This window comes from Streptomyces sp. NPDC101181, from assembly GCF_044767975.1.
Lineage (GTDB): Bacteria > Actinomycetota > Actinomycetes > Streptomycetales > Streptomycetaceae > Streptomyces.
Genome location: NZ_JBIWOX010000011.1, coordinates 207760 through 234290, shown reverse-complemented (window position 1 = coordinate 234290; position 26531 = coordinate 207760). Strand labels below are relative to the sequence as shown.

General features: G+C 72.9%; 20 protein-coding genes. 11 read left to right on the top strand and 9 right to left on the bottom strand.

Annotated features, from left to right (window positions below; genetic code table 11):
* Nucleotides 1-141 precede the first annotated feature (141 nt).
* Entirely contained in the window at nt 142-3603 is a 3462-nt protein-coding gene (locus tag ACIRRU_RS18655) for an AfsR/SARP family transcriptional regulator (RefSeq protein WP_403681640.1), read from the top strand.
* Nucleotides 3604-3645: 42 nt separating this feature from the next.
* Here ACIRRU_RS18655 and ACIRRU_RS18650 read toward each other — a convergent pair whose 3' ends face one another.
* From ACIRRU_RS18650 to panB, 3 genes are all read right to left on the bottom strand, one after another.
* Nucleotides 3646-4506 (bottom strand): ABC transporter permease, encoded by an 861-nt coding sequence (locus ACIRRU_RS18650; protein WP_403681637.1) that lies wholly within the window; start codon nt 4504-4506, stop codon nt 3646-3648.
* A complete protein-coding gene (locus tag ACIRRU_RS18645; protein WP_403681634.1) occupies nt 4503-5525 on the bottom strand; it encodes an ATP-binding cassette domain-containing protein in 1023 nt (340 codons plus the stop codon). The genes ACIRRU_RS18650 and ACIRRU_RS18645 overlap by 4 nt, the downstream gene beginning before the upstream one ends.
* Before the next feature lie 232 nt (nt 5526-5757).
* Nucleotides 5758-6654: a 3-methyl-2-oxobutanoate hydroxymethyltransferase gene (gene panB / locus ACIRRU_RS18640; protein ID WP_363202641.1), complete on the bottom strand. Its 897-nt coding sequence runs from the start codon at nt 6652-6654 to the stop codon at nt 5758-5760.
* A gap of 436 nt (nt 6655-7090) precedes the next feature.
* Here panB and ACIRRU_RS18635 point away from each other — a divergent pair, with 436 nt between their 5' ends.
* Both ACIRRU_RS18635 and ACIRRU_RS18630 read left to right on the top strand, forming a co-directional pair.
* Nucleotides 7091-8116 carry an endonuclease/exonuclease/phosphatase family protein gene (locus ACIRRU_RS18635; protein WP_403681631.1) on the top strand — a complete coding sequence of 342 codons (1026 nt, stop codon included), beginning with the start codon at nt 7091-7093 and terminating at the stop codon, nt 8114-8116.
* A gap of 185 nt (nt 8117-8301) precedes the next feature.
* On the top strand, nt 8302-9612 hold the full coding sequence (locus ACIRRU_RS18630; protein WP_403681630.1) for an MFS transporter: 1311 nt from the start codon (nt 8302-8304) through the stop codon (nt 9610-9612).
* 134 nt (nt 9613-9746) lie between these two features.
* Here ACIRRU_RS18630 and ACIRRU_RS18625 read toward each other — a convergent pair whose 3' ends face one another.
* The 4 genes from ACIRRU_RS18625 to ACIRRU_RS18610 form a co-directional block, all read right to left on the bottom strand.
* Complete coding sequence (locus ACIRRU_RS18625) at nt 9747-11501, bottom strand: NAD+ synthase (protein WP_403681627.1); 1755 nt, start codon at nt 11499-11501, stop codon at nt 9747-9749.
* Between the two features lie 405 nt (nt 11502-11906).
* Nucleotides 11907-12332 (bottom strand): CBS domain-containing protein, encoded by a 426-nt coding sequence (locus ACIRRU_RS18620; RefSeq protein ID WP_403681626.1) that lies wholly within the window; start codon nt 12330-12332, stop codon nt 11907-11909.
* A 303-nt stretch (nt 12333-12635) separates the two neighbouring features.
* Nucleotides 12636-13430 (bottom strand): DUF305 domain-containing protein, encoded by a 795-nt coding sequence (locus tag ACIRRU_RS18615; RefSeq protein ID WP_403681625.1) that lies wholly within the window; start codon nt 13428-13430, stop codon nt 12636-12638.
* A complete protein-coding gene (locus ACIRRU_RS18610; RefSeq protein WP_403681624.1) occupies nt 13427-14119 on the bottom strand; it encodes a DUF3105 domain-containing protein in 693 nt (230 codons plus the stop codon). The genes ACIRRU_RS18615 and ACIRRU_RS18610 overlap by 4 nt, the downstream gene beginning before the upstream one ends.
* A gap of 278 nt (nt 14120-14397) precedes the next feature.
* Here ACIRRU_RS18610 and glnA point away from each other — a divergent pair, with 278 nt between their 5' ends.
* The 5 genes from glnA to ACIRRU_RS18585 all read left to right on the top strand — a co-directional run bounded on the left by glnA (nt 14398) and on the right by ACIRRU_RS18585 (nt 19804).
* A complete protein-coding gene (gene glnA / locus ACIRRU_RS18605; RefSeq protein WP_363202635.1) occupies nt 14398-15759 on the top strand; it encodes a type I glutamate--ammonia ligase in 1362 nt (453 codons plus the stop codon).
* A gap of 115 nt (nt 15760-15874) precedes the next feature.
* Entirely contained in the window at nt 15875-16855 is a 981-nt protein-coding gene (locus tag ACIRRU_RS18600) for an HNH endonuclease (protein WP_403681621.1), read from the top strand.
* Nucleotides 16856-16936: 81 nt separating this feature from the next.
* The gene (locus ACIRRU_RS18595; protein WP_403681619.1) at nt 16937-17869 is read left to right on the top strand and encodes a MerR family transcriptional regulator; all 933 of its coding nucleotides are present in this window, start codon (nt 16937-16939) and stop codon (nt 17867-17869) included.
* Between the two features lie 454 nt (nt 17870-18323).
* Nucleotides 18324-19601, top strand: coding sequence for a cytochrome P450 (locus tag ACIRRU_RS18590; protein ID WP_403681616.1), 1278 nt, complete (start codon nt 18324-18326; stop codon nt 19599-19601).
* A 5-nt stretch (nt 19602-19606) separates the two neighbouring features.
* Nucleotides 19607-19804: a ferredoxin gene (locus tag ACIRRU_RS18585; protein ID WP_363202631.1), complete on the top strand. Its 198-nt coding sequence runs from the start codon at nt 19607-19609 to the stop codon at nt 19802-19804.
* Between the two features lie 384 nt (nt 19805-20188).
* On the opposite strand, the gene ACIRRU_RS18580 is transcribed toward ACIRRU_RS18585, so the two are convergent.
* Nucleotides 20189-20485: a hypothetical protein gene (locus ACIRRU_RS18580; RefSeq protein WP_403681614.1), complete on the bottom strand. Its 297-nt coding sequence runs from the start codon at nt 20483-20485 to the stop codon at nt 20189-20191.
* Between the two features lie 146 nt (nt 20486-20631).
* Nucleotides 20632-20970 carry a hypothetical protein gene (locus ACIRRU_RS18575; RefSeq protein ID WP_403681667.1) on the bottom strand — a complete coding sequence of 113 codons (339 nt, stop codon included), beginning with the start codon at nt 20968-20970 and terminating at the stop codon, nt 20632-20634.
* A gap of 158 nt (nt 20971-21128) precedes the next feature.
* Here ACIRRU_RS18575 and ACIRRU_RS18570 point away from each other — a divergent pair, with 158 nt between their 5' ends.
* The 3 genes from ACIRRU_RS18570 to ACIRRU_RS18560 all read left to right on the top strand — a co-directional run bounded on the left by ACIRRU_RS18570 (nt 21129) and on the right by ACIRRU_RS18560 (nt 26350).
* Nucleotides 21129-21893 carry a GntR family transcriptional regulator gene (locus ACIRRU_RS18570; protein ID WP_403681611.1) on the top strand — a complete coding sequence of 255 codons (765 nt, stop codon included), beginning with the start codon at nt 21129-21131 and terminating at the stop codon, nt 21891-21893.
* A gap of 457 nt (nt 21894-22350) precedes the next feature.
* On the top strand, nt 22351-23121 hold the full coding sequence (locus tag ACIRRU_RS18565; protein ID WP_403681608.1) for a putative protein N(5)-glutamine methyltransferase: 771 nt from the start codon (nt 22351-22353) through the stop codon (nt 23119-23121).
* A 232-nt stretch (nt 23122-23353) separates the two neighbouring features.
* Nucleotides 23354-26350, top strand: coding sequence for a bifunctional [glutamine synthetase] adenylyltransferase/[glutamine synthetase]-adenylyl-L-tyrosine phosphorylase (locus ACIRRU_RS18560; protein ID WP_403681606.1), 2997 nt, complete (start codon nt 23354-23356; stop codon nt 26348-26350).
* The last annotated feature ends 181 nt before the right edge of the window (nt 26351-26531 follow it).

Here is a 26531-nt window from a genome sequence, read left to right as displayed (position 1 = left end):
CAACTCCTGACGGCGGGGCGGGCGGGGCGGACAGCGGCGGTGGGTCGGCCCCAGGGGCCGACAGGGCCAGAACGTCGGGGACCGGTGCCGGAGTTCCACCCGGTCAATCCCGATCTCCCTCCCGTCACGGACAATGGGCGCGTGCGCTACTGCATCCTCGGCACCACCCGGGCACTCCGCGACGACGGTACGGCCGTCGCCCTCGGCGGGGCACGGCTGCGCGCCCTGCTCACCGTCCTCGCCCTGCGCCCCGGGCGTACCGTCCCCGCCGGGGTCCTCGTCGACGAGGTGTGGGACGGCGACCCGCCCGCCGACGCTCCCGGCGCCCTCCAGGCCCTCGTCGGCCGGTTGCGGCGGGCGCTGGGGCGGGCGGCCGTCGAGTCGGTGGCGGGCGGGTACCGGCTCGCCGCCCCGTCGGACGCCGTGGACCTGCACCGTTTCGAGCGCCTGACGGGCGAGGGGAGCCGGGCCCTGGAGGACGGCGGCGCGGAGAAGGCCCTGGTCCTGCTGGAGGACGCCCTGGCGCTGTGGAGCGGGCCCGCCCTCGCCGACCTGCCCGACCGTACGGCGACAGCCTCCCGCTGGGAGACCCGCAGACTCGACGCCCGGCGGACCAGGCTCGCCGCCCTCCTCGCCCTCGGGCGGCCCGGGGTGGCGCTGCCGGAGCTGACCGCGCTCTGCGCGGAGCACCCGCTGGACGAACCGCTCCAGGTCCTGCGCATCACGGCCCTGCGGGACGCCGGCCGCACGGCCCAGGCGCTCGCCGCGTACGAGGAGGTGCGCGGGGTGTTCGCCGACCGCCTCGGCGCGGACCCGGGCCCGCACCTGCGCGCGCTGCACGCCGGACTCCTGCGTCAGGAGGACGGGGAAGGGCCCGCCGTGCGGCCCGCGACCGCAGAGGGAGCGCCACCGCCACCCCCGACCACCACCCCGCCCGCGACCACCACCCCGCCCGCCACGACCCCGCCCGCAGCCCCGGACCGGGCCGCCGCCACGCCGACCCCGGCGCCCGCCGCGCCCGCGCCGCCCGCCCTCGGCAACCTCCGGGCCCGGCTCACCAGCTTCGTCGGGCGCGACACCGACATTGCCGCCCTGCGCGAGGACCTCGGCCGCGCCCGGCTGGTCACCCTCCTGGGCCCCGGCGGCGCGGGCAAGACCCGGCTGTCCCAGGAGACCGCGGAGGCCGCCGCCGACGCGTGGCCCGACGGCGTCTGGCTGGCCGAGCTGGCGCCCGTCGACGACCCGGACACCGTGCCCGAGGCCGTCCTCGGAGCCCTCGGAGCCCGCGAGACCGTGCTGCGCGGGGCGGGCGCGGAGGAGCTGCGCGTCGCCGACCGCACCGGCGACGACCCCCTCGTACGCCTCACCGAGTACTGCGCCCCGCGCCGGATGCTGCTGCTCCTGGACAACTGCGAGCACGTCGTCGGGGCGGCCGCCGCCCTCGCCGACCACCTTCTCGCCCACTGCCCCCAGCTCACCGTCCTCGCCACCAGCCGCGAACCTCTCGGTGTGCCGGGCGAGTTCGTCCGCCCCGTCGAGCCGCTGCCCGACCCGATGGCCCTGCGGCTGCTCGCCGAACGCGGGGCGGCCGCCCGGCCCGGGTTCCGTACCGACACGGACGAGGAGACCGCGGCCGCCTGCGCCGAGATCTGCCGTCGGCTGGACGGGCTGCCGCTCGCCATCGAACTGGCCGCCGCCCGGCTGCGGATGCTCACCCCCCGCCAGCTCGCCGACCGGCTGGACGACCGTTTCCGCCTGCTCACCAACGGCAGCCGGACCGTGCTGCCCCGCCAGCAGACCCTGCGCGCCGTCGTCGACTGGTCCTGGGAGCTGCTGGACGCCTCCGAACGCGCCGTGCTGCGCCGCCTGTCCGTCTTCGCGGGCGGCTGCTCGCTCACCGCGGCCGAGGAGGTGTGCGCCCTGCCCGCCGGACCGGGCGGGCCCGCCGTCGACCGCCTCGACGTGGCCGCCCTGCTCGGGTCCCTGGTCGACAAGTCGCTCGTGGTCGCCGCGCCCGGTGACGACGGGCAGATGCGCTACCGGCTGCTGGAGACGGTCGGCGAGTACGCCGCCGAACGCCTCGCCGAGGCGGGGGAGCGGGCGGCGGTGGACCGTAGCCACCTCATCCACTTCCGGGAGCTGGCGCGTACGACGGGGCCCGCGATGCGCGGGGCGGGACAGCGCGCGGCCATCGCGGTCATCCGCCGCGAGTACGAGAACCTGCGCACCGCGCTGCGCCACGCCGTCGCCGCCCGGGACGAGCACGAGGCGCTGTGCCTGGTGCTCTCGCTGTCCTGGTACTGGATGCTGCGCGACCTGCGCACCGACGCCCGCCAGTGGGCCGAGGCCGCGTCCTCGCTCGGCCCCGACCCGTTCGCCCACCCCGGCGTCCGGGCCCCCTCGCTGCCGGAGGCGCCCATCGACCGGCCGCCGCCGATGGACGACGACCTGCTCGCGGAGGCGCGGCGGGGCGCGGCGCTGATCCAGGTGGCCAGTGTGGACGACGCGATCTCCGCGTGGTCGGACGCCGAGGGGCAGGAGCGGCTGCGGACCATCGCCGACGCCTACGTGCCGGGGCAGCCGCAGACCTGCCGCATGCCGGGGACGTTCTGGATGTACGCGATCATGTTCACCGGGGACATGGACCGGACGCTGCGGGCGCTCGACGAGACCGTCAAGACCTCCCGCGCCAACGGCTACGCGTGGGAGCTGGCCGCCGCGCTCCAGCTGCGCGCCAACTTCCTGGCCGGTCACTCCGGCCACGCGGACCTGGCGCGCGCCGACGCCGACGAGAGCCTGGAGATCTTCACCCGGCTCGACGACGACTGGGGCATGGCCGAGGCACTGGCGTCCCGGGGCGAGGCCAACGAACGGACCGGCCACTTCCCCGAGGCCCTGGACGACTACGCCGCCGCCGTGGACTACGCCCGGAAGATCGGCGCCCGCTCCCAGATGGCGCTGTTGCGCGCCCGGTACGCCGGGCCGCTCGCCGAGCTCGGCCGTCTCCCGGAGGCCGAGGCGGTGCTGCGGGAGGTGGTCGAGGGGGGCCGCCCCCCGAGCCCCGAGTCCGTGGCGATCGCCCGGATGCATCTGGCTTTCGTCCTCGGCGTACAGGGTCGGGTGGCGGAGGCCCGCGCCCAGGTCGACATGATCACCGGGCAGCTCACCTTCGGCGATGTCGCCGTCTTCGACGGATTCGTCTTCGGGATGCTGGCCTGGCTGGACAACCTGGAGGGCGCTCACGCCTCCGCCCTGGAAAACGCGCTGAGAGCGCTGAGGAGTTCGCGGGAGCGGCTGTCGAAGATGATCGCCCCGCAGATGTCCTCGGCCCATCTCATGGCGATCGCCCGCGCCCTGGCCGGGATCGCCGCCGCGGCCGGGGCCGGGCCGGGGGCGTACGCGGACGCCGCCCGGCTGCTGGGCCTCCAGGCGGCGCTGCTGCCTCCCGGGTACGTGCCGACCATGGTGGAGCGCCGCAATCTGGCCGACGCCGAGCAGGCCGTCCGGGCCCGCCTTGACGGGACGGCGTACGCGCGGGCGTACGAGCAGGGCGGAGGCCTCACCCTCGACGAGGCCACCGCCCTGGCGGAGGCGTACCGCTGACCGCACGGGCCCCGGAGCCGCCCAGGCCCCCTCCGGACCCGCTCAGGCCTTCTTGCGGAACTTGGCCACCGCCAGCGGCGCCATCACCACGGTGATCCCGGCGGCCCAGGCGAGCGTCCACCAGACGGAGTTGCCGACCGGGCCGCCCTGGATGAGCGCGCGCGCCGCGTCCGCGAGGTTGGAGAGCGGGTTGTAGTCGGTGAACGCCTGGAGCCAGCCCGGCATCGTCTGCGTCGGCGCGAAGATCGAGGAACCGAACTGCAACGGCATCAGCACGAGCATCGCCATCCCCTGGACCGCCTGGGCCGTCTTCATGGCCAGCCCGAGCAAGATGAAGATCCACATGACGGCGGCGCCGAACGTCGCGGCCAGCGCGACCGCTCCCAGCAGCCCGAGCACCGAGCCGTTCAGCTCCATCCCGAGGGCGAACCCCATGGCGAGCAGGATGAGCGTGGCGACCATCAGCCGCCCCAGCTCCACCACGATCTTGGCGATGAGCACCGAGGAGCGGGAGATCGGCATCGTCCGGAAGCGGTCCATGACCCCCTTGCGGAAGTCGTCGTTGACACCGGTGCCCACGGCCATGGCGATGTTCATGCCCATCATCGCCATCAGCCCCGGCACCAGGTAGTTCACGTACGCCTGCCGGTCGCCCCCGAGGCTGGCGCCGACCGAACCGCCGAAGACGTAGACGAAGAGCACGATGAAGACGATCGGCATCAGAAGGACGTCGAACATCGACTCCGGGTCCTTCTTGATCTGGAGCAGGTTGCGCCGGACCAGGGCCCCGATGTGCCGCAGGTTGGCCCGCAGCCCGATCCCGCCCTCCTGGGCCGCCGCGGTCCTCTTCGGTACGGGGTCCGCGGGCCCGGCGGGCGCGGTGGTCAGCGTGGTGGTGCTCATGCGGCGACCTCCTGAGGGGTGGTGTCGGTGAGGGGGGAGGCCTTGTCGCCGGTGATCGCGAGGAACACCTCGTCCAGGCTGGGCAGGGCGGTGGAGACATGGGCCAGGGAGAAACCCCGTGCGCCCAGCAGGCCGACGACGGCGGTCAGCTGCTCGTCGCTGAGGATGGGGACGTGAAGCGTCCCCTCGTCCGGTACGGCCTGCGCCCCGGCGACCCCGTCGAGTCCGGCCTCCCGGACGGCCTGGGCCATCGCGGGCAGCTCCGCCGGGTCCGAGGGGCGGAGGTGCAGGGTCCGCCCGCCCACCTTGGCCTTCAGCTCGTCGACCCCGCCCCGGGCGATGATCTTCCCGTGGTCGATGACCGTCAGCTCCTTGGCGAGCTGCTCGGCCTCCTCCATGTACTGGGTGGTCAGCAGGACGGTCGCGCCCTCGGCGACCATCCGCTGCACCTCGTCCCACACCTCGTTACGGGTCCGGGGGTCGAGGCCGGTCGTCGGCTCGTCCAGGTAGAGCACGGCCGGGCTGCCGATCATCGAGGCCGCCAGGTCGAGCCGGCGGCGCATCCCGCCGCTGTACTCCATCGAGGCCCGCTTGGCGGCGGCGGTGAGCGAGAACCGCTCCAGGAGTTCGTCGGCGCGGGCCCGCGCCTGCTTGCGGGGCAGATCGAGCAGCCGCCCGATCATGTAGAGGTTCTCCCAGCCGGAGAGCTTCTCGTCGACCGAGGCGTACTGCCCGGTCAGGCCGATCCGGCGGCGCAGCTCGCGGGGCTGCTTCACCACGTCGAAGCCCGCGACGACGGCGTGTCCCGCGTCGGGGGTGATCAGGGTGGAGAGACAGCGTACGAGGGTGGTCTTGCCGGCGCCGTTGGGGCCGAGCACGCCGAGGACGGTGCCTTCGCGGACGTCGAGGTCCACGCCGTCCAGTGCCCTGGTCTCGCCGTAGTGCTTGACCAGTCCCCGTACCTCGACGGCGTTCCGGCCGTCGCTGGGGTTCGTGTCGATGCGTTCCATGTCCCCCATGGGACCAGGGCCCGCCGACAGCTCACCGACACCCTCCCGACACCGCTCCCGACATCGTCGGCGCCGCTCCCGGCATCGGTCGGCGCACGTGCGACAGCCCGCCGATGGGGGATGTCGGCGGGCTGTCGGTGGTGCCGGAAATGGCTCGGTGCGTCATCCCACGGGCGGCGCGTCACCGGACGGGCACAGCGGTGTCCCCCCGGTGACCGGCGCGTCGGTGGAGTCCGCGGACTCAGTGGAAGGTGTGCTCCGGCGCGGGGAACGTGCCGCCCACGACCTCCTCGGCGAACTCCTTCGCCGCGTCCCCGAGGACCTGGCGCAGGTTCGCGTACTGCTTGGTGAAGCGCGGCACCTTGCCGCCGGTCAGTCCGACCATGTCGGTGTAGACCAGCACCTGGGCGTCGGTCCCGGCACCGGCGCCGATGCCGACGGTCGGGATGTGCAGCGTCCGGGTCACCTCGGCGGCCAGCTCCTCGGGCACCAGCTCCAGCACCACGGCGAACGCGCCCGCGTCCTGGACCGCCTTCGCGTCGCGCATCAGCCGGTGGGCGGCCTCGTCGCCGCGGCCCTGCACCCGGTAGCCCATCGCGTTGACCGACTGCGGGGTCAGGCCGATGTGGCCCATGACCGGGATGCCCGCCTCGACCAGCAGCCTGATCTGCTCGTGGGACCGCTCGCCGCCCTCCAGCTTCACCGCGCCGACGCCCGACTCCTTGACCAGCCGGGTGGCGTTGCGCAGCGCCTGGACGGGACCCTCCTGGTACGAGCCGAAGGGCAGGTCGCCGACGATGAGGGCGCGCCTGGTGCCCCGTACGACGGCGGCCGCGAGGAGGGCCATCTCGTCCATCGTGACGGGCACGGTGGTCTCGTAGCCGAGGTGGACGTTGCCCATCGAGTCCCCGACGAGCATCACCGGGATCCCGGCCTCGTCGAAGACGGACGCGGTCATCGCGTCGTAGGCGGTGAGCATGGGCCACTTCTCGCCGCGCTCGGTGGCGGCGGCGATGTCGTGGACGGTGACGCGGCGGGTGGACGTGCCTCCGTACAGCGCCTTGCCGCTGTCGGGGGACGTACCGGCGGGGGAGGACGGGCTCCGCGCACCCTGATTCTGTGCAGCCGAAAGCGACATGGCTGGTGGCTCCTTCGTCATCTCGAGGCGCCCTGACGGCGTCCCCGGATCTCCTCCATGGTGGCATCCCACCCGGGCGATCGGGAAGTGCGCCCGCACCCGCCCCCGGCCGTCCGCGTGCCGTCCACCGGGCAGGACCCCGACCACGGCGGAGCCGGTGACCGCGCGCGGCCGACGGCGTCCGGCCCCGTCCCCACCCCCCCCCGGACCAGGCACTTTCCACACTCCGGACGAATGTGATCGTTCTGTCACAGCCACGGCCGGCCGCCCGGGAACGGGAACCCGCCGCCGCCCCTTCGTCGTCCTGCTCTCCGTACGGTCGAAGGGTGGCCGTGCGGCCGCCGGGCTCGGGTAAGTCGGCGGCGGGAAAGTCGCCGCCCATCACCTAGGGTCGGGAGCGCGGCGATGTGCACGGCACGGCAGTGAGGACAGCACGATGGTGCAGGCGTACGGAGCGGACACGGGCAACGGCAGCGCGGAGCGGCCGCAGACCGGCGAGTCGCGCTTCCGGGGCCTGTGGAACAGACTGCGGTCGGACCGGGGCTACTGGCGGCGCGGGATCGTGCTCGCGCTCTGCTCGGTGGTGATGACCCTGCTGATGGTCGTCCACGCGCAGGTCCCGAACCGCTTCGGGAACCTCGGCAGTCTCATCGAGACCTTCCTGCCGTGGATCGCCCTCCTCATCCCGGTCCTGCTGGTCCTGGCCCTGCTGAGGCGCTCCGCGACCGCGACGGTGGCGCTGCTGCTGCCCGCCGTGGTCTGGCTCAACACCTTCGGCGGCCTGATCACCGACAAGTCCGGTGCGGGCGGCGACCTCACCGTCGCCTCCCACAACGTCAACGCCGACAACCCCGACCCCGGCGGCACCGCCGAGCAGGTCGCCGGTTCCGGGGCGGACGTCGTGGCCCTCCAGGAACTCCCCGGCGGCCAGGTCTCCACGTACGAGAAGTCGCTGGCCGACCGCTACCCCTACCACTCGGTCCAGGGCACCGTGGGGCTGTGGAGCAAGTACCCGCTCAGCGACACCGCGCCGGTCGACATCAAGATGGGCTGGACCCGCGCCATGCGCTCCACGGTCAAGGCCCCGCAGGGCGAGGTCGCGGTGTACGTGGCCCACCTGCCGTCCGTCCGCGTGAAGCTGCACGCCGGGTTCACCGCCAACCAGCGCGACAACAGCGCCGACGCGCTCGGCGAGGCCATCGCCGACGAACCCGTCGGGCGGGTCGTGCTGCTCGGCGACCTGAACGGCACGATGAACGACCGCTCGCTCAACGCGGTCACCTCCCAGATGCGCTCCACCCAGGGCGCGGCGGGCGACGGCTTCGGCTTCAGCTGGCCCGCCTCGTTCCCGATGGCCCGGATCGACCAGATCATGGTCAAGGGCGTCGAGCCGACGTCCTCCTGGACCCTCGCGGCGACCGACAGCGACCACCTGCCGGTCGCCGCCCGCGTGAAGCTGTGACCGCCGGTGTGCGAGGGGTGACCTTCTTCACGCAATCGGGCGTTCACCTCCCGGCATAAATCATCTGCGACAATTTGTTCAAGTCGCATACATAAGAAGACCCAGCCGTCGCCCGGCGCTCCGCCGAGGCGACGGCTCTTCGTTGCCCCCCACCGCACCGAGCGATCGCGAAAGGTTCCCCTCCCATGCCCCTGGCCCTGCTCGCCCTGGCCGTGAGCGCCTTCGGCATAGGCACGACCGAGTTCGTCATGATGGGGCTGCTGCCCAACGTGGCGGACGACCTGGACACGTCCGTGCCGACCGCCGGCCACCTCGTCTCGGCGTACGCGATCGGCGTCGTCCTGGGCGCGCCCCTGCTCACCGGCCTCGGATCCCGCGTCCCGCGCAAGAAGATGCTGCTGCTCCTGATGGCCCTGTTCACCGTCGGGAACCTGGCCTCGGCGCTCGCCCCCGACTTCGGCTGGCTGCTGGCGGGCCGCTTCCTCGCCGGACTGCCGCACGGCGCGTTCTTCGGCGTCGGCGCGGTCGTCGCCGCCCGGCTGGTCTCCGAGGGCCGTCAGGCGCGGGCGGTGGCCACGATGTTCCTCGGCCTGACGGTCGCCAACATCGTCGGCGTACCCGCCGCCACCCTGCTCGGCCAGCACCTCGGCTGGCGGGCCACCTTCCTCGTCGTCGCGGCGATCGGCCTGGCCGCGATGGCCGCCCTGGCCCGGCTGGTGCCCCGTATCCCCGTCGAGGCCCACCAGGACGTACGCCGCGAGGTGCGGGCCCTCGGCGACCGCCAGGTGATCCTCGGCCTGCTCACCGCGGTCTTCGGCTTCGCCGGGGTCTTCGCGGTGTACTCGTACCTCTCGGCGATGACCACGAAGGCGATGGGCTTCGGCGAGTCCTCCGTCACCCTGGTCCTGGCGCTCTTCGGCATCGGGATGACCCTGGGCGCCCTCGCCGCGGGCCCCCTCACCGACCGGGCCCTGCGCCCCACCCTGTACGGCTCGCTCGGCGCGCTCGCGGTGGTCCTGGTGGCCTTCCCGTTCACGGCGCACGTGCGGTGGGCGGCGCTGGTGATGGTGGTGCTGCTGGGCGCGGTCGGGTTCATGACGACGACCCCGCTCCAGATGCTGGTGATGAACAAGGCGAAGGACGCCCCGACCCTGGCGTCCGCCTCCAACCACTCCGCGTTCAACCTGGCCAACGCGGGCGGCGCCTGGGCGGGCGGCATCGCCATCGCGGCGGGCTGGGGCTGGACCTCCCCGGCCCTGGTGGGTGCGGCCCTCGCGGTGATCGGCCTGGCGATCGCGGCCACGGCGGGCTACCTGGACCGGGGCCCGGGGAAGGCGTCGCGGGTGGTCATGGGCGCATCCGCCTCCCCGCACGGGACGACCCGGGTACCCGCGTCGGTGCAGGACACGACCCGGGCGTCGGCGTCGGTGCAGAAGACATCCCGGGCGTCCGCGTCCGGCCCGTCCGGCAGCCGTTCCGGCCCGTCCGGCGACTGAGGACGAGGGCGACCACCGCCCGCCCGGGGGTGACCGCCCTCGTCCTCAGTGCTCCCGGGGGCGGCCACCGGCCGGGTGACGGCCCCCTCCCGGCGACCGCCCGCCTCCGGTTCGCCCGCCTCCGGTCCGCCTGCCTACGACGACTCGCGCCAGCGGTTCGTGATCGGCAGCCGCCGGTCCTTCCCGAACCCCTTCGGCGAGATCTTCGTCCCCGGCGGGTACTGCCGCCGCTTGTACTCCGCGGTGTCCACCATCCGCAGCGTCTTCGCGACCAGCTCCGCGTCGAACCCGGCCGACACGATCGCCTCCAGCCCCTGGTCGCGGTCCACGTACAGCTCCAGGATCGCGTCGAGGACGTCGTAGTCCGGCAGCGAGTCCGTGTCGACCTGCCCCGGCCGCAGCTCCGCGCTGGGCGGCTTGGTGATCGAGGCCTCGGGGATCGGCGGGGTCTGGCCCCGCTCCTCGGCGGCCCGGTTGCGCCACCTCGCCAGCCGGAACACCGACGACTTGTAGACGTCCTTGATCGGCCCGTACGCGCCGACCGCGTCCCCGTAGAGCGTCGAGTAACCGACCGCCAGCTCCGACTTGTTGCCGGGCGCCAGCACGATCTGCCCCTCCTGGTTGGACAGGGCCATCAGCATCGTGCCGCGCAGCCGCGCCTGGAGGTTCTCCTCCGCCAGCCCGGTGAGCTGGAGCGACCCCATGTACGCGTCGAACATCGGCTCGATCGGCACCGTACGGAAGTTGAGCCCGGTCCGCCGCGCCAGCTCCGCCGCGTCGCCCTTGGAGTGGTCCGAGGAGTACTTCGACGGCATGGAGACCCCGTACACGTTCCCCGCGCCGAGCGCGTCGCACGCGATGGCCGCGCAGAGAGCGGAGTCGATCCCGCCGGAGAGCCCGATCAGCACACTGCTGAAACCGTTCTTCGCGGCGTACGCGCGCAGCCCGACGACCAGCGCCGAGTAGACCTCCTCGTCGTCGTCCAGCCGCTCCGCGTAGCCGCCCGCCAGCTCCGGCTCGTACGCGGCGACCGGCTCGGCCGACAGCACGACGTGGTCGATGCGCAGCCCGTCGTCCACGATTCCCGACGGCGCTTCGGCCGCCGCGGCGGGCAGCTCCAGATCGAGGATCACGCTGCCCTCGGAGAACTGCGGGGCGCGGGCGATGACCTCGCCCTCCTTGTCGACGACGATCGAGTCACCGTCGAAGACCAGCTCGTCCTGACCGCCGATCATCGCCAGGTAGGCCGTCGTGCACCCGGCCTCCTGGGCCCGCTTGCGGACCAGCTCCAGCCGGGTGTCGTCCTTGTCCCGCTCGTACGGCGAGGCGTTGACCGACAGCAGCAGCCCGGCCCCGGCGGCGCGGGCGGCCGGGACGCGCCCGCCGTCCTGCCACAGGTCCTCACAGATCGCGAGGGCCACGTCGACGCCGTGCACGCGCACGACGGGCATCGAGTCGCCCGGCACGAAGTACCGGAACTCGTCGAAGACGCCGTAGTTCGGCAGGTGGTGCTTGGCGAAGTTGAGCGCGATCCCGCCGCGGTGCAGCACGGCGGCGGCGTTGCGCGGGGACCCGGCGGGCTGCCCGTACCGCGCGGCGGCGTGCTCGGAGCGGTCCAGATAGCCCACGACGACCGGCAGCTCGCCGAAGCCCTCCGCGTCGAGACGGGCGGCGAGCGCGCGCAGCGCCTGCCGCGAGGCCTCGACGAAGGAGGACCGCAGGGCCAGGTCTTCGACGGGGTATCCGGTCAGCACCATCTCGGGGAACGCCACGAGGTGGGCGCCCTGCTCGGCGGCGTGCCGGGTCCAGTGGACGATCGCCTCGGAGTTGCCGGCGAGGTCGCCGACGGTCGAGTCGATCTGATTCAGTGCGAGGCGTAGTTGAGGCACGTCCGCCAGTGTAATCGTCTTTCTGACGCGATGTCCCGGCGGGCCGGGAAAAATCTGCCGGGACCCGACGGAACCGCAGGTCGGAGTGGGTGGCGCCGGTAGGCCGGGTGCCGGACGCCCGCCCCATCGCCGGAGACGCCCCCGTCTCCGCGCGCCCACCGACCGGTTGCGGCCACCGCCACCGCTGCGGACGGCGTCGGCCCGGGGCGCGTGGTCGTACGGCGGCGGCTCGGCGTGTGTGGTCGTACGGCGGTGGCCCGGGGCGCGCGGTCGTACGGCGGAGGCCGGGGGCGTGTGGGTCGTACGGCGGAGGCCAGGGGTTGTGGTCCTACGGCGGTGGCCCGGCGCCCCTGAGCCGTGGCGGGTCGGGGGCGCCGGGCCACCGGCGCGGGTGTTCCGGGTCGCTCAGCCGCGGGCGTAGACCTTCTCGGCCCAGCCCGCGATCTGCTCCTCGGTGAGGTGGTGCGCGAGGTCGGCCTCGCTGATCATCCCGACCAGCTTCTTGTTCTCCACGACCGGCAGTCGGCGGATACGGTGGGTCTGCATCTCCGTGAGGACCGCCTCCACGTCCGCCCCCGCCTCGATCCAGCGCGGGGTGCCCTGGGCGAGGTCGCCCGCCGTGACCTTCGACGGATCGTGCCCCTGGGCGACACAGCCGACGACGATGTCGCGGTCGGTGATGATGCCGACCATCCGGTCCTGGTCGCCGCTGGCGGAGACGGGCAGCGCACCTACGTTGTGCTCGCGCATCAGCTGCGCCGCCCGGTCGAGGGTCTCGTGGGCCGGGATCCAGCGAGCCCCGCTGTGCATGATGTCTTTGGCGGTCGTCATGGGGATGTCCTCCTGCGTGCCGGTGGCACTGCCGTACGGCCCCGAGCGCCCCCATCGTCGGCGGCGCGGAGGCCGGGCGCGACCGCAGTCACCCGTTCGGGTGCGTTGGGGTGGGGACGCAAGGTGACGCGGGGCGGTATGCCCCTTACGTACCGCCACCGCCGGGAGGGTATCGGGTGGCGGCGGTACGAGCCCCCGGCGCCGAGTCAGGAAGGGGGATCCGCGCCGGTTCGGATGCGCGGCTCCGCACCGGGTCGGGCGCGCGGCTCCGTACCGGGTCGGGCGGGCGCGCCCCGCGCCGGCTCAGCCGCGAGGCTTCGCCCCGCGCTCGGTGAGCAGGTCGCGCATGAGCCCCAGCTCGGACTGCTGCCCCTCGACCATGCCCTGGGCGAGCCGCTTCTCCACCGGGACGCCGCACCGGGCCGCGCAGGCCTGGGCCATGGCGACGCCGCTCTTGTGGTGATCCGTCATCAGCTGGAGGAAGAAGACCTCGGCCGGTCTGCCGTCGAGGCGTCCCAGCCGCTCCAGTTCGGAGCGGCTGGCCATGCCCGGCATGAGCGCACCGCCACCGTCCCCGTTCCCGTCCGGGTGGTCCCCCTCGTGCGCATGACCATGCGCGTCGCCGTCGCCGCCCATCCAGGCCATGGGGGACTCGTCGCCGGTGGCGACCTTGGGGAGCCCCCACAGGTCGAGCCAACCGAGGAGCATGCCGCGCTGGTTGGCCTGGGTGTTGGCGATGTCGTACGCGAGACGCCGTACGTCCTCGTCCTCCGTACGGTCGCGGACGATGAACGACATCTCGACGGCCTGCTGGTGGTGGACGGCCATGTCCCGGGCGAACCCGGCGTCCGTGGAGTCCGCCGAGGGTGCGGCGGTCGCCCCGGGCGCCGCCCCGTCCTCGCGGGCGGAGGCGACGGCGGCCGCTCCCGCGAAGAGCAGCGCGAGGACGACGGCCGTCCCGGCCGCCCACCGGACGCGCGCGGTCCTGCGCCGTTCGGCACCGGCTGCGGCGGCTGCCCCGTCCGCGTCGGCCGCGTCTGTGGCATCCGCGTCCGTGGCATCCGCGCCCACGGCGCCCGGCTCCTTCGCGCCGGTCACTGCGGCACCGTCGCCAGCCCACCGGTGCAGGGGGCGCCGGGCTCGGGCGTCTGGGCGCCTTGGACGAACTGGCCGAAGAAGTGGTCCACCCGCTCGTCATCGGCGCCGTCCACGGTCACCTGCTTGCCCCAGGCGCTGAGGACGATCGCGCCCTCCTGACCCTCGTAGGGGCTCATCAGGGTGAACGGGGTCTTCTTGACGCGCTCGGCGAGCTTGGCGACATCGGCGTCGGCGGCCTTGCCGTTGTAGGTGACCCACACCGCGCCGTGCTCCAGGGAGTGGACGGCGTTGACGTCCGGGAGCGCCTTTTCGTATACGTCGCCGTCGCAGTTCATCCAGGACTGGTTGTGGTCGCCGCCGACCGGGGGCCTCATCGGATAGTCGACCGCGCCCGCCACGTGGTCGCGGCCCAGCTTCGCGGCGTCCCAGGACTTCAGCCCGTCGATGGTGGCGTCCGCGTGGTCGCCGTGGGCGTCGCCGTGCCCGCTCGGGTGCTTGCCGTCCTGGGCGGCGGCGGTACCGCCGGACTTCTCGTCCGCCGCGGAGTTCCCCAGCAGCAGGTACGAGCCGAAGGCGACGAGACCGGCGACGACGACGGCTCCCGCCCCTATGGCGATCGCCCGGTTGCGGGTCGAGCGCGCACGGTCGTCGGGGGCCTGGGGCTGAGGGTGCCGGGGGTCGAGGCTCATGTCGTGGAGTCCTTCTGCGAAGGGGGCCGGAGGGCGGGAGAACGGTCCGTGGACCGCCGCGCGCGGACGGACGGGAACCCGCGCGCGGACGGGCGGGAACCGAGGGAGAGCGGGCCCGGAAGCCGCCCGCTGCTCGGTCGCCGATCGTAGTGGGTGGCCGCGTGCTCCCTCTCACACCGAGTGCGTAATGTGGGTGAAATCCCGGGTCGCGATACTGGCAGTGTCCCCCCTACCCCGGGCGGTGGTGCACGGACCGTCTGAACTGCAAGGATGTGGCAATGGACAAGCAGCAGGAATTCGTCCTCAGGACCCTTGAGGAGCGCGACATCCGGTTCGTGAGGCTGTGGTTCACCGACGTCCTCGGGTTCCTCAAGTCCGTCGCCGTGGCCCCGGCCGAGCTGGAGCAGGCCTTCGACGAGGGCATCGGCTTCGACGGCTCCGCGATCGAGGGCTTCGCCCGGGTGTACGAGTCGGACATGATCGCCAAGCCGGACCCGGGCACCTTCCAGATCCTGCCCTGGCGCGCGGAGGCCCCCGGCACGGCGCGCATGTTCTGCGACATCCTGATGCCCGACGGCTCCCCGTCCTTCGCGGACCCGCGCTACGTCCTGAAGCGCATCCTGGCCAAGACGTCCGACCTGGGCTTCACCTTCTACACCCACCCCGAGATCGAGTTCTTCCTGCTGAAGAACAAGCCGGTCGACGGCACCCGCCCGACCCCGGCGGACAGCTCGGGGTACTTCGACCACACCCCGCAGAACGTCGGCATGGACTTCCGCCGCCAGGCGATCACCATGCTCGAATCGATGGGCATCTCGGTCGAGTTCAGCCACCACGAGGGAGCCCCCGGCCAGCAGGAGATCGACCTGCGCTACGCGGACGCGCTGTCCACGGCGGACAACATCATGACGTTCCGCCTGGTGATGAAGCAGGTCGCGCTGGAACAGGGCGTGCAGGCCTCGTTCATGCCGAAGCCCTTCTCGGAGTACCCGGGTTCGGGCATGCACACCCACCTCTCCCTCTTCGAGGGCGACCGCAACGCGTTCTACGAGTCCGGCGCGGAGTACCAACTCTCCAAGGTGGGCCGCTCGTTCATCGCGGGCCTGCTGAAGCACGCGGCGGAGATCTCGGCCGTCACCAACCAGTGGGTCAACTCCTACAAGCGCATCTGGGGCGGGTCCTCCCGGGCCGCGGGCGCGGGCGGCGAGGCCCCCTCGTACATCTGCTGGGGCCACAACAACCGCTCCGCCCTCATCCGCGTCCCGATGTACAAGCCCGGCAAGACCGGCTCGGCTCGCGTGGAGGTCCGCTCCATCGACTCCGGGGCCAACCCGTACCTCACCTACGCGGTGCTGCTCGCCGCGGGCCTCAAGGGCATCGAGGAGGGCTACGAACTCCCGGCCGGCGCCGACGACGACGTCTGGGCCCTCTCCGACGCCGAACGCCGCGCGATGGGCATCGAACCGCTGCCGCAGAACCTGGGCGAGGCGATCTCGCTGATGGAGAAGAGCGAACTGGTCGCCGAGACCCTGGGCGAGCACGTCTTCGACTTCTTCCTCCGCAACAAGAAGCAGGAGTGGGAGGAGTACCGCAGCGAGGTCACCGCCTTCGAACTGAAGGCGCTGCTGCCGGTGCTGTAACTCCTTTCTCCGGAGCGCCCGTGTTCCCCGGGGCGCAGGTGTCGACGGCAGGCGACGGGCCCGCAGCTGAGTGCTGCCGGGCCCGTTGTCAGTGGTCGTTCGTATCCTTCTGACCATGATGGACGCGGAGAACGAGGCATCGGACACCCTCGGCAGAGCATGGTCCTTTCTCGTGGCCGGTGAGGAACGCCAGTTCCAGGGAAACACCGGCTACGAGGACATCATCGAGGAGTCGTACAGCTACGACTCGACGGTGGGGAACCACCAGCACGTAGGAGTCGGTGACCTCGTGGTGGTTCGGAACGGCAAGGAAGCCCTCGGAGCCGGGTTCGTGGAAGCGCTCCACGTGCTGCCCGATCAGGAGAAGGTCCGCAGCCGGTGCCCCTACTGCCGAAGCACCGGGTTCAAGGAGCGGGTCACCATGCAGCCCCGGTTCTGGTGCAGTCGCTGTAAGCACGCTTTCGACGCCCCGGACACCGAGACTCTTCGGGTCACCGCTTTCCGGGCCCACTACGGAGGGACCTGGCAGCCGCTGGACGGGTGTCTGGACAAGACGCATCTGGGCGAGCTCAGCCTGAGCAGGTCCGACCAGCAGTCGATCAAGAAGATGCACCGACACCGGACCCTGGACGCCATCGAGGTCCGTGGAGTCCGCCTTCCGCCCCGTCGCGAAATCAGCCAGGCGAATGGGGAAGGGCCACAGCAACTGCCCGGCGGGCGCCGGAGGGCGGAGGCTACGGCGCGACGTGGTCAGGACGGATTCCGCCGGGCCCTGGTGCATCAGTACGGGCTGATCTGCGCCGTCACCGGCGCCGCCCCGGCAGAGGTCCTGGAAGCAGCCCATCTGCGCCCCTTTGCCGAGACGGAGCAGCACCGCGTGGAAGAGGGGCTGATACTGCGCTCGGACGTGCACCGCCTGTTCGACAGCGGTCTGCTCGCCATCGACTCCGAACTGGTCGTGCACGTCGCGCCGAGCCTCGCAGGACACGAGGTCTACAGCGCCCTGAGCGGTGTGCCTCTGCGCATTCCGCGGGACGCCCCGATAGACCGGACCGTGGTCGCGGACCACCACGCCGCGACCGTCGCCACCTGGTGACCTCGTCGGATAGTTGCACGTTCCGTAGCGGCATGTGGTGCGGTGGACCCACGTTCCGAAGTCCGGAGAAAGGTCCCTCTCATGTCCGCGTCTTTCATGCCGCCCCGTCAGGTCAAGATCGGTGACGCGGCGGCCTTCGTCGGTACGACGCCGCGGGCGATTCGCCACTACCACGAGATCGGCCTGCTTCCCGAGCCCGAGCGGGGCGGCGACGACCGGCGTCGCTACGGGTACGAGGACATGATCCGCCTGCTGTGGATTCGCAAGATGGCCGACGCCGCGATCGCCTTGGACGACATCCGGGACGCCTTCACGGCCGGTACGGCGTCTTCCGGCGCGAACGGTGCGGACGGCGCGGGCGGCGAGGACGGGGTCGCGGACGTCCTGGGGCGGTTGGAGGCGACCCTGGCCGCGCAGGAGGCGGAAGTGCGGCGACAACGGGCCGCTGTGCGGCGGATGCGTGCCGAAGGCAGCCGGATGGGCCTGCTCTCCGACCTCGTCACCGGACGCCTCAACGGGCTGCCCGCGGGCTCCCTGCGCCAGGCCGACCTGGACACTCTGCTGGTCACCGAGCGGATCTTCGGCCCGCTCGGCGCTGCCGCCCAGGCCGCGCGCTTCATCGCCCTGGCCAGGCATCCCGCGCTGCGGGAGGAATCCGATCGTGTCGATGACGCCGAGGAGGCGCTCGACGACAGCGTTGCCGTCGACGATCCGCGGGTGGCTCAGGTGGCCCTCGAACGGCACGCCTTCGAAACCGCCCTCCATGCCGTCATCGAGGAGTCCGGCCTGAATGAGGAGGAGGATGCCCTTTTCGACGCCTGGGACGCCCTGCACCCCGCCGACGCCTGCGGTGACGGCGAGGACGCGACCGGCGCCTGCTCCAGTGGGCGGGAGGCGGGCACCATGAGCCTGGCCGAGGCCGTCGGCAAGATGCCCTACGACTTCTCCCCGGCCCGCCTGCGCTGCATCGAACTGGCCGAAGAGCTGTCCGCCCAGGATTCCCCCGCCACCTGATCGGACGGGCGGGGCACGAGACTTGCCTTTGGCCCCCGGCCTCCCCGGGGCCCCGCGCTTCGGCCCCCGGGGCGCTCCGGCCCCTCGCTCTCCGGCCCCCGCCCCCCCGGACTCGCTCCGGCCCCGGCCGCGCCCGCGCCGTGTCCGCGTTCCCGTGCGCAGCCTCCGCACCACCCACTCCGCAGCCGGGGTACGGATTCGGCCCCGTTCTCCCGACGCCTTCCGGCCGTCGAGCACGCCCTCGTTCCGCCGGACCTCCAACAGCGGCCAGTGACCGCCGGGGTCGACGTAGCCCGGTTCGAACGTGTGCGAAAAGCACAAGCCAGGTCACGCCGCCGAGGCAACTGGCTGGTCTACGCATCGACCATTTAGATGCCTGAGGCATCCAATGGGAAGTGAGTGCGGAGCGACCGGCTCCGCGCGCACCATCGAACGTTGCGAGGCGACCGACCCCATGACGGAATCCACGCTGGACCCGGCCCGCCACGACCCCCGGGATCCCCGGGACCCCCACGACCTGGCCCCGGCCCCCGCCGCCACGCCGGACGCGCCGACCGCGTTCCCCCAGGACCGCGGCTGTCCCTACCACCCGCCCGCCGGGTACGACGCGCTGCGCGAGGAGCGCCCCATCAGCCGGGTCTCGCTCTTCGACGGGCGCCCGGTCTGGGCGGTCACCGGGCACGCGCTGAGCCGCCGTCTGCTGGCCGACCCGCGGCTCTCCACGGACCGCACCCACCCCGACTTCCCCAACCCTGCGGCACGGTTCGCCCAGATCAGGGAGCGGCGGACCACCGCGCTGCTCGGGGTCGACGACCCCGAGCACAACACCCAGCGCAGGATGCTCATCCCGAGCTTCTCCGTGAAGCGGATCAACGCGCTGCGCCCCGGCATCCAGCAGACCGCGGACCGGCTGCTCGACGCGATGGAGCGGCAGGGGCCGCCCGCCGAGCTGGTCACCGCGTACGCGCTGCCCGTGCCGTCGATGGTGATCTGTGCGCTCCTGGGTGTGCCCTACGCCGACCACGCCTTCTTCGAAGGGTGCTCGCAACGGCTCCTGCGCGGGCCCGGAGCCGAGGACGTGGACGCCGCCCGGGAGGAGCTGGAGGAGTATCTCGGCGCACTGATCGACCGCAAGCGCACGAACCCGGGGGAGGGGCTGCTGGACGAGCTGATCCACCGGGACCACCCCGACGGACCGGTCGACCGCGAGCAACTCGTCTCGTTCGCCCTGATCCTGCTCATCGCCGGACACGAGACGACGGCGAACATGATCTCGCTCGGTACGTTCACCCTGCTCCACCATCCCGAGCAACTGGCCGCGCTGCGGGCGGGGGAGACCACGACCGCCACGGTCGTCGAGGAGCTGCTGCGCTTCCTCTCCATCGCCGACGGCCTTCAGCGCCTGGCCGTCGAGGACATCGAGGTCGAGGACGTGACGATCCGCAAGGGGGAGGGCGTTCTGTTCTCGACCTCCCTCATCAACCGTGACGCCGACGTGTTCGAGCACGCCGACGCCCTCGACTGGGACCGGCCCTCCCGCCACCACCTCGCCTTCGGGTTCGGCGTCCACCAGTGCCTTGGCCAGAACCTGGCCCGTGCCGAGCTGGACATCGCGATGAGTTCGCTCTTCACCCGGCTGCCGGGCCTCCGCCTCGCGGTACCGGCGGACGAGATCCCCCACAAACCGGGCGACACGATCCAGGGCATGCTCGAACTGCCCGTGGCCTGGTGAGCGGCATGGAGATCCAGGTCGACCGGGAACGGTGCGTGGGGGCTGGTATGTGCGCACTGACCGCACCCGACGTCTTCACGCAGGACGACGACGGGCTGAGCGAGGTGCTGCCGGGCGGCGGCGAGACGTCCGGCGGGCACCCGCTGGTGAGGGAGGCGGTACGGGCCTGCCCCGTAGGGGCGGTCTCGCTCACCGCCGACTGAGGGGCCCCGTCGGCCGGAAGCGCCCCCCCCGGTCGGCTCACTGCCCCCCGGCCGGTGGGAAGTGCTCCCCGTTCGGCGGGCAGTGAGCCGACCGGCAGGAAGTACCCCGGTCGGTAAGAAGTGCCTCGGCCGGTCAGCAGTGCTCCCGCCGGTGGTGGGCGGTGCCCCCGGCCCGGTACGCGAAGGCCCGGCGCGGGTGGGCGGGGCCCCCGCCCCGCTAGGCGCAGCTGCACGACCCCGCGCGGAACGTGTGGAACGCGCGGAGCACCGGAGGTCCGAAACAAACGGGCCTCCGGTACTCCGCGGGCCTCCGGCACTCCACAGGCCTCCGGTACTCCGCGTTGTTCGCGCCGGTCCCTGCGCGTGCGGACCCGGACGCCTCCGTCACACCGGCGGTGTCCCCGGAGGCGACGGCGTCGGGGGTGGTGTGGGCAACTGCGGGCCCGGGTCGGGCGGAAGTTTCGGGGGGCCGCTGCCGTGTCTGCCGTCGGCCGTGACCTTACGGGGCGTCAGGCCGTAGACGCCGTACGGCGGGAACAGGTCGACGCGGCGCGGGTAGTCGCCCTCCGCGCACTCCTCGCAGAGCAGGTCGCGGCCCGCGGGGGTGTACCGGGCGGCGGCGACCGGGGCGATCCAGCACGCCTCGCAGATACGGACGTCCGTCGCGGAGAGAGCGATCATCGGTGCCTCCCGGGCGGTGCGGGTAAGGCGTGGGGTGTTCTGAGCATCAGAAGCCTCCATCTCTGGTTGGTGGATGGCGATTCGGCAGTCGGCGTTCCGGCGGGGCGGGGCGGGGCGGTGCGGCCCCGGTCCGTCCCCCCCCCGCCTCATCCGCGCGTGTCGCGCCAGGCGCGGACCAGCTTCGTGGCGTCGTCGCAGATCGCGCCCGCCCGGCAGGCGCCGCAGGTCGTCGTGTGACCGAGCAGGGCGCGGTAGGCCGCGTCGGGGGATTCGGTCGTGGTCATGGTCACCTCACTACTGATCTCGGCCCAGACGAATTCGGTGGTGCGGGTCAGGGAGTGTCCGAAGCGGTCGGCCGTGGCCAGGGCGGCGAGGACCGCCGCGTGTTCGATCGCGGTCAGCTCGTCGGGGAGATCCGCCTCGATCCGGATGCCGGTCGCGGTGTCGGTGACGCGTGGCTCGGTGTCGATGGCCGCGGTGAGCATGCCGGTCAGAGCCGCTGCCCGCGCTTCTGCTGAGCGCACACTTCTCCCCTGTGAAGCTGATGTCACTCCAAGTAATGCTGAATACTCAGCTTCAACCTGATGGGTTAGCTTTGTCAATATCGAGCTCGTAACGCCGCACCCCTCACGGAGCCGCTGAAATGCCTCGCGATACGCCGTACTTGCAGGTCGCCGACGCTCTCCGTGCTCGGCTGCGGGCAGGTGAATGGAAGGTCGGCGACAAGCTGCCGTCCCGCGCCCGCTTCGCCGAGGAGTACGGCGTGGGCCAGTCCGTCGCCCAACGCGCGGTGGAGCGCCTGATCGCCGAGGGCATCCTGGAGGGCCGTGCCGGTTCGGGCACGTACGTCCGCCGGGCCCGCGAGCGCCGCAGGATGCTCCGCTCACGCCTCCGCGAACTGCGCGGCGACAGCCCGTTCCGCGCCCACATGCGGGACCAGGGTGCCGCGGGCGTCTGGGAGTGCGACAGCACCGCCCGGGTCCCGGCCACCGAGGACATCGCCGGACGGCTCGCGATCGAGCCCGGCGACCTGTGCGTCATGACCGACTACGAATTCCTCGCCGACGGCCAGCCGGTGCAACTCGCCCGGAGCTGGGAGCCGATGGCCATCACCGACGGTACGCCCGTCCTGCTCCCCGAGATGGGGCCGAAGGGCAAGATCGGCGTCGTCGAGCGGATGCGCTCCATCGACGTGCACATCGTCACCGCCATCGAAGTGCCCCGCCCGGCCCGCGCCACCCGCGAGCACGCCAATCTGCTCGGCATCCCGCTGGGCGATCTGGTCACCAGGCTGGAGCGGACGTACTTCGACGCGGAGGGCCGCCCGGTGGAGACCGCCGACATCATCGTCCCAGACAGCCGCTGGGAGATCGCGTACGAGATCGAGGTCGACGGATCCCGTTTCTGATCCGATGGTCCGGGGCGGGAGTCCCGCGAAGGCGGCCGGTCGGACCCCGGCCCCCTGACCCCGGCCCCCTGACCCCGGCCGAACCGCCCGTCGGCGACGACGTGCGGAGCGCCCCGCCCCCCAGCCCGTTCCCGCCGCGCTGGGCGGGGTGGGCTGCTGTAGTGTTGCCAGCCCTCGTACACGAGTACGGGGACGGGGACGGACCGAGGAGGTGAGACCCATTACCGCTGGATCAGGCCGGGTGCTCACCTCGCAGGATCGCGCCGTACGGACCGTGCACAGGTCACGGACCGGGAACGCCGGACGGACGGTCTAGCCGATCGCGGAGCGCCCATCGGATGTCCCGAAAGGCTTCGCCCGTATGTCCGTTCATTCCGCTGGTACCGCTCGTCCGGCTCGTTCCGCAGAGCCCGCCCCGCCCGCCCCGTCCGTTCGGACCGGTCCGCCCGGTCACCCCGTGGACCCGCTCTCCGCCACCGTCGCAATTCTGCGCCGCGCCGGTTGCGTCTTCGCCGAGGAGGAGGCCGCGCACCTGGACGCCGCGGCCTCCTCCCCGCACCACCTCGCCCGCCTCGTCGAACTCCGTGCCGCCGGGCTGCCGCTCGAACACGTGCTGGGCTGGGCCGAGTTCCGGGGGCGTCGCTACGCCGTCGACCGGGGCGTCTTCGTGCCCCGCCGCCGTACGGAGTTCCTCGTCGCGCGGGCCGTCGCCCTCGCGCCCCGGAGGGCCGTCGTCGTCGATCTCTGCTGCGGATCGGGCGCGCTCGGCCTCGCCCTCGCCGCCGAGGCGGACGCCGCCGAACTGCACGCCTGCGACATCGAACCCGCCGCCGTCCGCTGCGCCCGGCGCAACGTCGACGGCCACGGGCGGGTCTACCAGGGCGACCTGTTCGAGCCGTTGCCCGCCGCCCTGCGCGGCCGGGTCGACGTCCTGCTGGCCAACGTGCCCTATGTCCCGGCCGGTGACGTCGAGTTGCTGCCCGCCGAGGCCCGCGTCCACGAACCGCGCCTCGCCCTGGACGGGGGCGGGGACGGGCTCGACGTCCTGCGCCGGGTCGCCGCCGAGGCCCCCGGGTGGCTCGCGCCCGGCGGGAGCCTGCTGGTCGAGGCGGGTGAGCGGCAGCGGGAGGCGGCCGTGCGGATGGTGGGCGCCGCCGGGCTCGTCGCGCGTGTGGAGGTCAGCGATGAGCTGTACGCCACCGTCGTCATCGGCACGGCGGGCGGGTAGCCGCCGGGGACGCCGTGGGCCCCGTCCCGAATCCACCCGCACAGGACTAGGCTCGAAGGGCCGCGACACGGTGAACGCCCAGCGCACGGGCCCGGGGGCACCCGCGCCCGGCCCCCTTCCCGGGGCGCGGGGCACACGCACCACGGGTGAGCGCGGGACGCAGGGAGTCACGAGATGACGCGCGGGACGCAGGGAGCCGAAGGATGACGTACGGGTGCAGGGGAGCTGAGCGATGACGACCGCGCCGGGACGCAGAAGCAGCACGTTCACCAGACTGCTGCGGCACGGATTCACCGACCCGTCCGCCGCCGAACAGCTCCTGTACCTGGACGCCCTCGCCTCCGTGCGGTCCGATCCCGTCCTCCTGGAGGCGCTCGGCGCCACCGCCGACCCCGACCTCGCCCTGCGCGGCCTGGTCCGGCTCGTCGAGGCCGAGGAGGAGGGCGAGCGGCAGGTGCTGCTCGACACGCTCGTCACCGCCAAGCCCCTGCGCGACCGGCTCCTCGGGGTGCTCGGTGCCTCCGAGGCGCTCGGCGACCACCTAGCCCGGCACCCGCGCGACTGGCAGGCGCTCGTGACGTACGAGTCGGCGGACCTGCACCCCGGGGTCGCCGAGTTCGAGCGCGGGCTCGCCGACGCCGACGATCCGGACTCGCTGCGCGTCGCCTACCGCCGGTGCCTGCTCACCCTCGCCGCCCGCGACGTCTGCGGGACGACCGGCCTCGCCCAGACCGCCTCCGAGCTGGCCGACCTCGCCACCGCCACCCTCCGCGCCGCCCTCGCCATCGCCCGGACCGCCGCCCCCGAGGACGCCGCGCAGTGCCGCCTCGCCGTCATCGCGATGGGCAAGTGCGGAGGCCAGGAGCTGAACTACGTCTCGGACGTGGACGTGATCTTCGTCGGTGAGGCCCGCGAGGGCGTCGACGAGACCAAGGCCGTTCAGGCGGCCACCCGGCTGGCCGCCCACATGATGCGCATCTGCTCCGACACCACCGTCGAGGGCACCATCTGGCCCGTCGACGCCAACCTCCGCCCCGAGGGGCGTAACGGCCCGCTCGTGCGCACCGTCACCTCCCACCTCGCCTACTACCAGCGGTGGGCCAAGACCTGGGAGTTCCAGGCGCTGCTGAAGGCGCGCGCGGTCGCCGGGGACCCGGAGCTGGGCGCGGAGTACGTCGACGCGGTGTCCCCGCTGGTGTGGCAGGCCGCCGACCGGGAGAACTTCGTCCCCGACGTCCAGCAGATGCGCCGCCGCGTCGTCGACAACATCCCCGTCGACCGGATCGACCGCGAACTGAAGCTCGGACCCGGCGGGCTGCGGGACGTCGAGTTCGCCGTACAGCTCCTCCAGCTGGTGCACGGCCGCAGCGACGGCTCGCTGCGCAGCGGCACCACCCTGGAGGCCCTGCGGGCGCTCGCCGACGGCGGTTACGTGGGGCGCGCGGACGCCGCACAGCTCGACGAGGCCTACCGTTTCCTGCGCTCCATGGAGCACCGCATCCAGCTCCACAAGCTGCGCCGCACCCACCTGGTCCCCGAGGACGAGGCGGACCTGCGGCGGCTCGGGCGGTCGCTCGGTATGCGGACCGACCCGGTCGCCGAGCTGAACAAGGCGTGGCGGCGGCACGCCTCCGTCGTACGGCGGCTGCACGAGAAGATCTTCTACCGCCCGCTGCTGGACGCCGTCGCCCAGCTCGCCCCCGCCGAGTCCCGGCTCAGCGCCAAGGCCGCCGCGATCCGGCTGGAGGCCCTCGGCTACGCGGACCCGGCGGCCGCGCTGCGCCATCTGGAGGCCCTGTCCTCCGGGGTGTCCCGCAAGGCGGCGATCCAGCGGACGCTGCTGCCGGTGCTGCTCGGCTGGTTCGCGGACTCCGCCGATCCCGACGCCGGGCTCCTCGGCTTCCGGAAGGTGTCCGACGCGCTCGGCAAGACCCCGTGGTATCTGCGGCTGCTGCGCGACGAGGGCGCCGCCGCGGAGAACCTCGCCCGGGTCCTCTCCGCCGGCCGCCTCGCCCCGGACCTGCTGATGCGGGCCCCGGAGGCAGTGACGATCCTCGGCGACCCGGAGGGGCTGCGGCCGCGCACCCGGGACCACCTGGAGCAGGAGGTGGTCGCCGCGGTGGGGCGCGCGGAGGACGCCGAGTCGGCGGTCGCCGTGGTGCGCGGGGTGCGGCGGCGCGAGCTGTTCCGGACGACGGCCGCCGACCTCATCGGCTCCTACGGCACCGAGGACAGCCCCGCCGAGCAGGACCACGGGGCCCTGGTCGACCGTGTCGGCTCCGCCGTCACCGACCTCAACGCGGCCACCCTCGCGGGCGCGCTGCGGGCCGCCGTACGGGAGCGCTGGGGCGACACCCTGCCGACCCGGTTCGCCGTCATCGGCATGGGCCGCTTCGGCGGGCACGAGCAGGGGTACGGCTCCGACGCGGACGTCCTCTTCGTCCACCGGCCGCGCGAGGGGGTGAGCGACGAGGAGGCGGGCCGGGCCGCGACCGAGGTCGTCTCCGAGATGCGGCGGCTGCTCCAGCTGCCGACCGCCGACCCGCCGCTGCTGATCGACGCCGATCTGCGCCCCGAGGGCCGGACCGGGCCGATGGTGCGCACCCTGAAGTCCTACGCGGCCTACTACCGGCGCTGGTCCCTTGTCTGGGAGAGCCAGGCCCTGCTGCGGGCGGAACCGATGGCGGGCGACGAGGAGCTGGGCCGGGACTTCGTCGAGCTGATCGACCCGCTGCGCTACCCGGCGGAGGGCCTCGGCGAGGACGCCGTCCGCGAGATCCGCCGCCTCAAGGCGCGCATGGAGTCCGAGCGGATGCCGCGCGGCGCGGACCCCACGCTCCACGCGAAGCTGGGCCGGGGCGGGCTGAGCGACGTCGAGTGGACCGTGCAGCTGATCCAGATGCGCCACGGCTGGGCGGAGCCCGGCCTGCGCACCACCCGCACCCGGGAGGCGCTGGCCGCCGCGTGCGCCGCGGAGCTGATCCCGGCGGAGGACGCGCGGACCCTGGACGAGGCCTGGGTGCTGGCCACCCGGGTCCGTAACGCGGTGATGCTGGTACGGGGGCGGCCGGGCGACACGTTCCCGTCCGAGCCGCGCGAGATGACGGCGGTGGGACGCTACCTGGGGTACGAGCCGGGGCACGTCGGGGACATGCTGGACGACTACCGGCGGATCACCCGGCGGGCCCGCGCGGTGGTGGAGGAGCGGTTCTACGGGGCGGGCTCCTAAGGGCTGTCCCGTCATCCCTGGTGGGCGCGCGACGACAGCTACGGCACCTCGCCGCATTGTCGGAACGCCCGAATACATCCAGTATTCGGACGTCCCTCCGCCTTGCGGTGCACCGCATCCGACGCCGCACGCTGATCCACCAGGGATTACGGGACACCCCTTGGGCGGCCCGGTGGGTGAG

What these genes read in the sequence shown, in the direction of transcription:
- ACIRRU_RS18650 (WP_403681637.1), bottom strand. Translation starts at nt 4,506, where the DNA reads ATGAGCACCACCACGCTGACCACCGCGCCCGCCGGGCCCGCGGACCCC.
- ACIRRU_RS18590 (WP_403681616.1), top strand. Translation starts at nt 18,324, where the DNA reads ATGACGGAATCCACGCTGGACCCGGCCCGCCACGACCCCCGGGATCCC.
- ACIRRU_RS18620 (WP_403681626.1), bottom strand. Translation starts at nt 12,332, where the DNA reads ATGACGACCGCCAAAGACATCATGCACAGCGGGGCTCGCTGGATCCCG.
- ACIRRU_RS18600 (WP_403681621.1), top strand. Translation starts at nt 15,875, where the DNA reads ATGATGGACGCGGAGAACGAGGCATCGGACACCCTCGGCAGAGCATGG.
- ACIRRU_RS18560 (WP_403681606.1), top strand. Translation starts at nt 23,354, where the DNA reads ATGACGACCGCGCCGGGACGCAGAAGCAGCACGTTCACCAGACTGCTG.
- ACIRRU_RS18575 (WP_403681667.1), bottom strand. Translation starts at nt 20,970, where the DNA reads ATGCTCACCGCGGCCATCGACACCGAGCCACGCGTCACCGACACCGCG.
- ACIRRU_RS18580 (WP_403681614.1), bottom strand. Translation starts at nt 20,485, where the DNA reads ATGATCGCTCTCTCCGCGACGGACGTCCGTATCTGCGAGGCGTGCTGG.
- ACIRRU_RS18595 (WP_403681619.1), top strand. Translation starts at nt 16,937, where the DNA reads ATGTCCGCGTCTTTCATGCCGCCCCGTCAGGTCAAGATCGGTGACGCG.
- ACIRRU_RS18645 (WP_403681634.1), bottom strand. Translation starts at nt 5,525, where the DNA reads ATGGGGGACATGGAACGCATCGACACGAACCCCAGCGACGGCCGGAAC.
- ACIRRU_RS18585 (WP_363202631.1), top strand. Translation starts at nt 19,607, where the DNA reads ATGGAGATCCAGGTCGACCGGGAACGGTGCGTGGGGGCTGGTATGTGC.
- ACIRRU_RS18635 (WP_403681631.1), top strand. Translation starts at nt 7,091, where the DNA reads ATGGTGCAGGCGTACGGAGCGGACACGGGCAACGGCAGCGCGGAGCGG.
- ACIRRU_RS18570 (WP_403681611.1), top strand. Translation starts at nt 21,129, where the DNA reads ATGCCTCGCGATACGCCGTACTTGCAGGTCGCCGACGCTCTCCGTGCT.
- ACIRRU_RS18610 (WP_403681624.1), bottom strand. Translation starts at nt 14,119, where the DNA reads ATGAGCCTCGACCCCCGGCACCCTCAGCCCCAGGCCCCCGACGACCGT.
- ACIRRU_RS18630 (WP_403681630.1), top strand. Translation starts at nt 8,302, where the DNA reads ATGCCCCTGGCCCTGCTCGCCCTGGCCGTGAGCGCCTTCGGCATAGGC.
- panB (WP_363202641.1), bottom strand. Translation starts at nt 6,654, where the DNA reads ATGTCGCTTTCGGCTGCACAGAATCAGGGTGCGCGGAGCCCGTCCTCC.
- glnA (WP_363202635.1), top strand. Translation starts at nt 14,398, where the DNA reads ATGGACAAGCAGCAGGAATTCGTCCTCAGGACCCTTGAGGAGCGCGAC.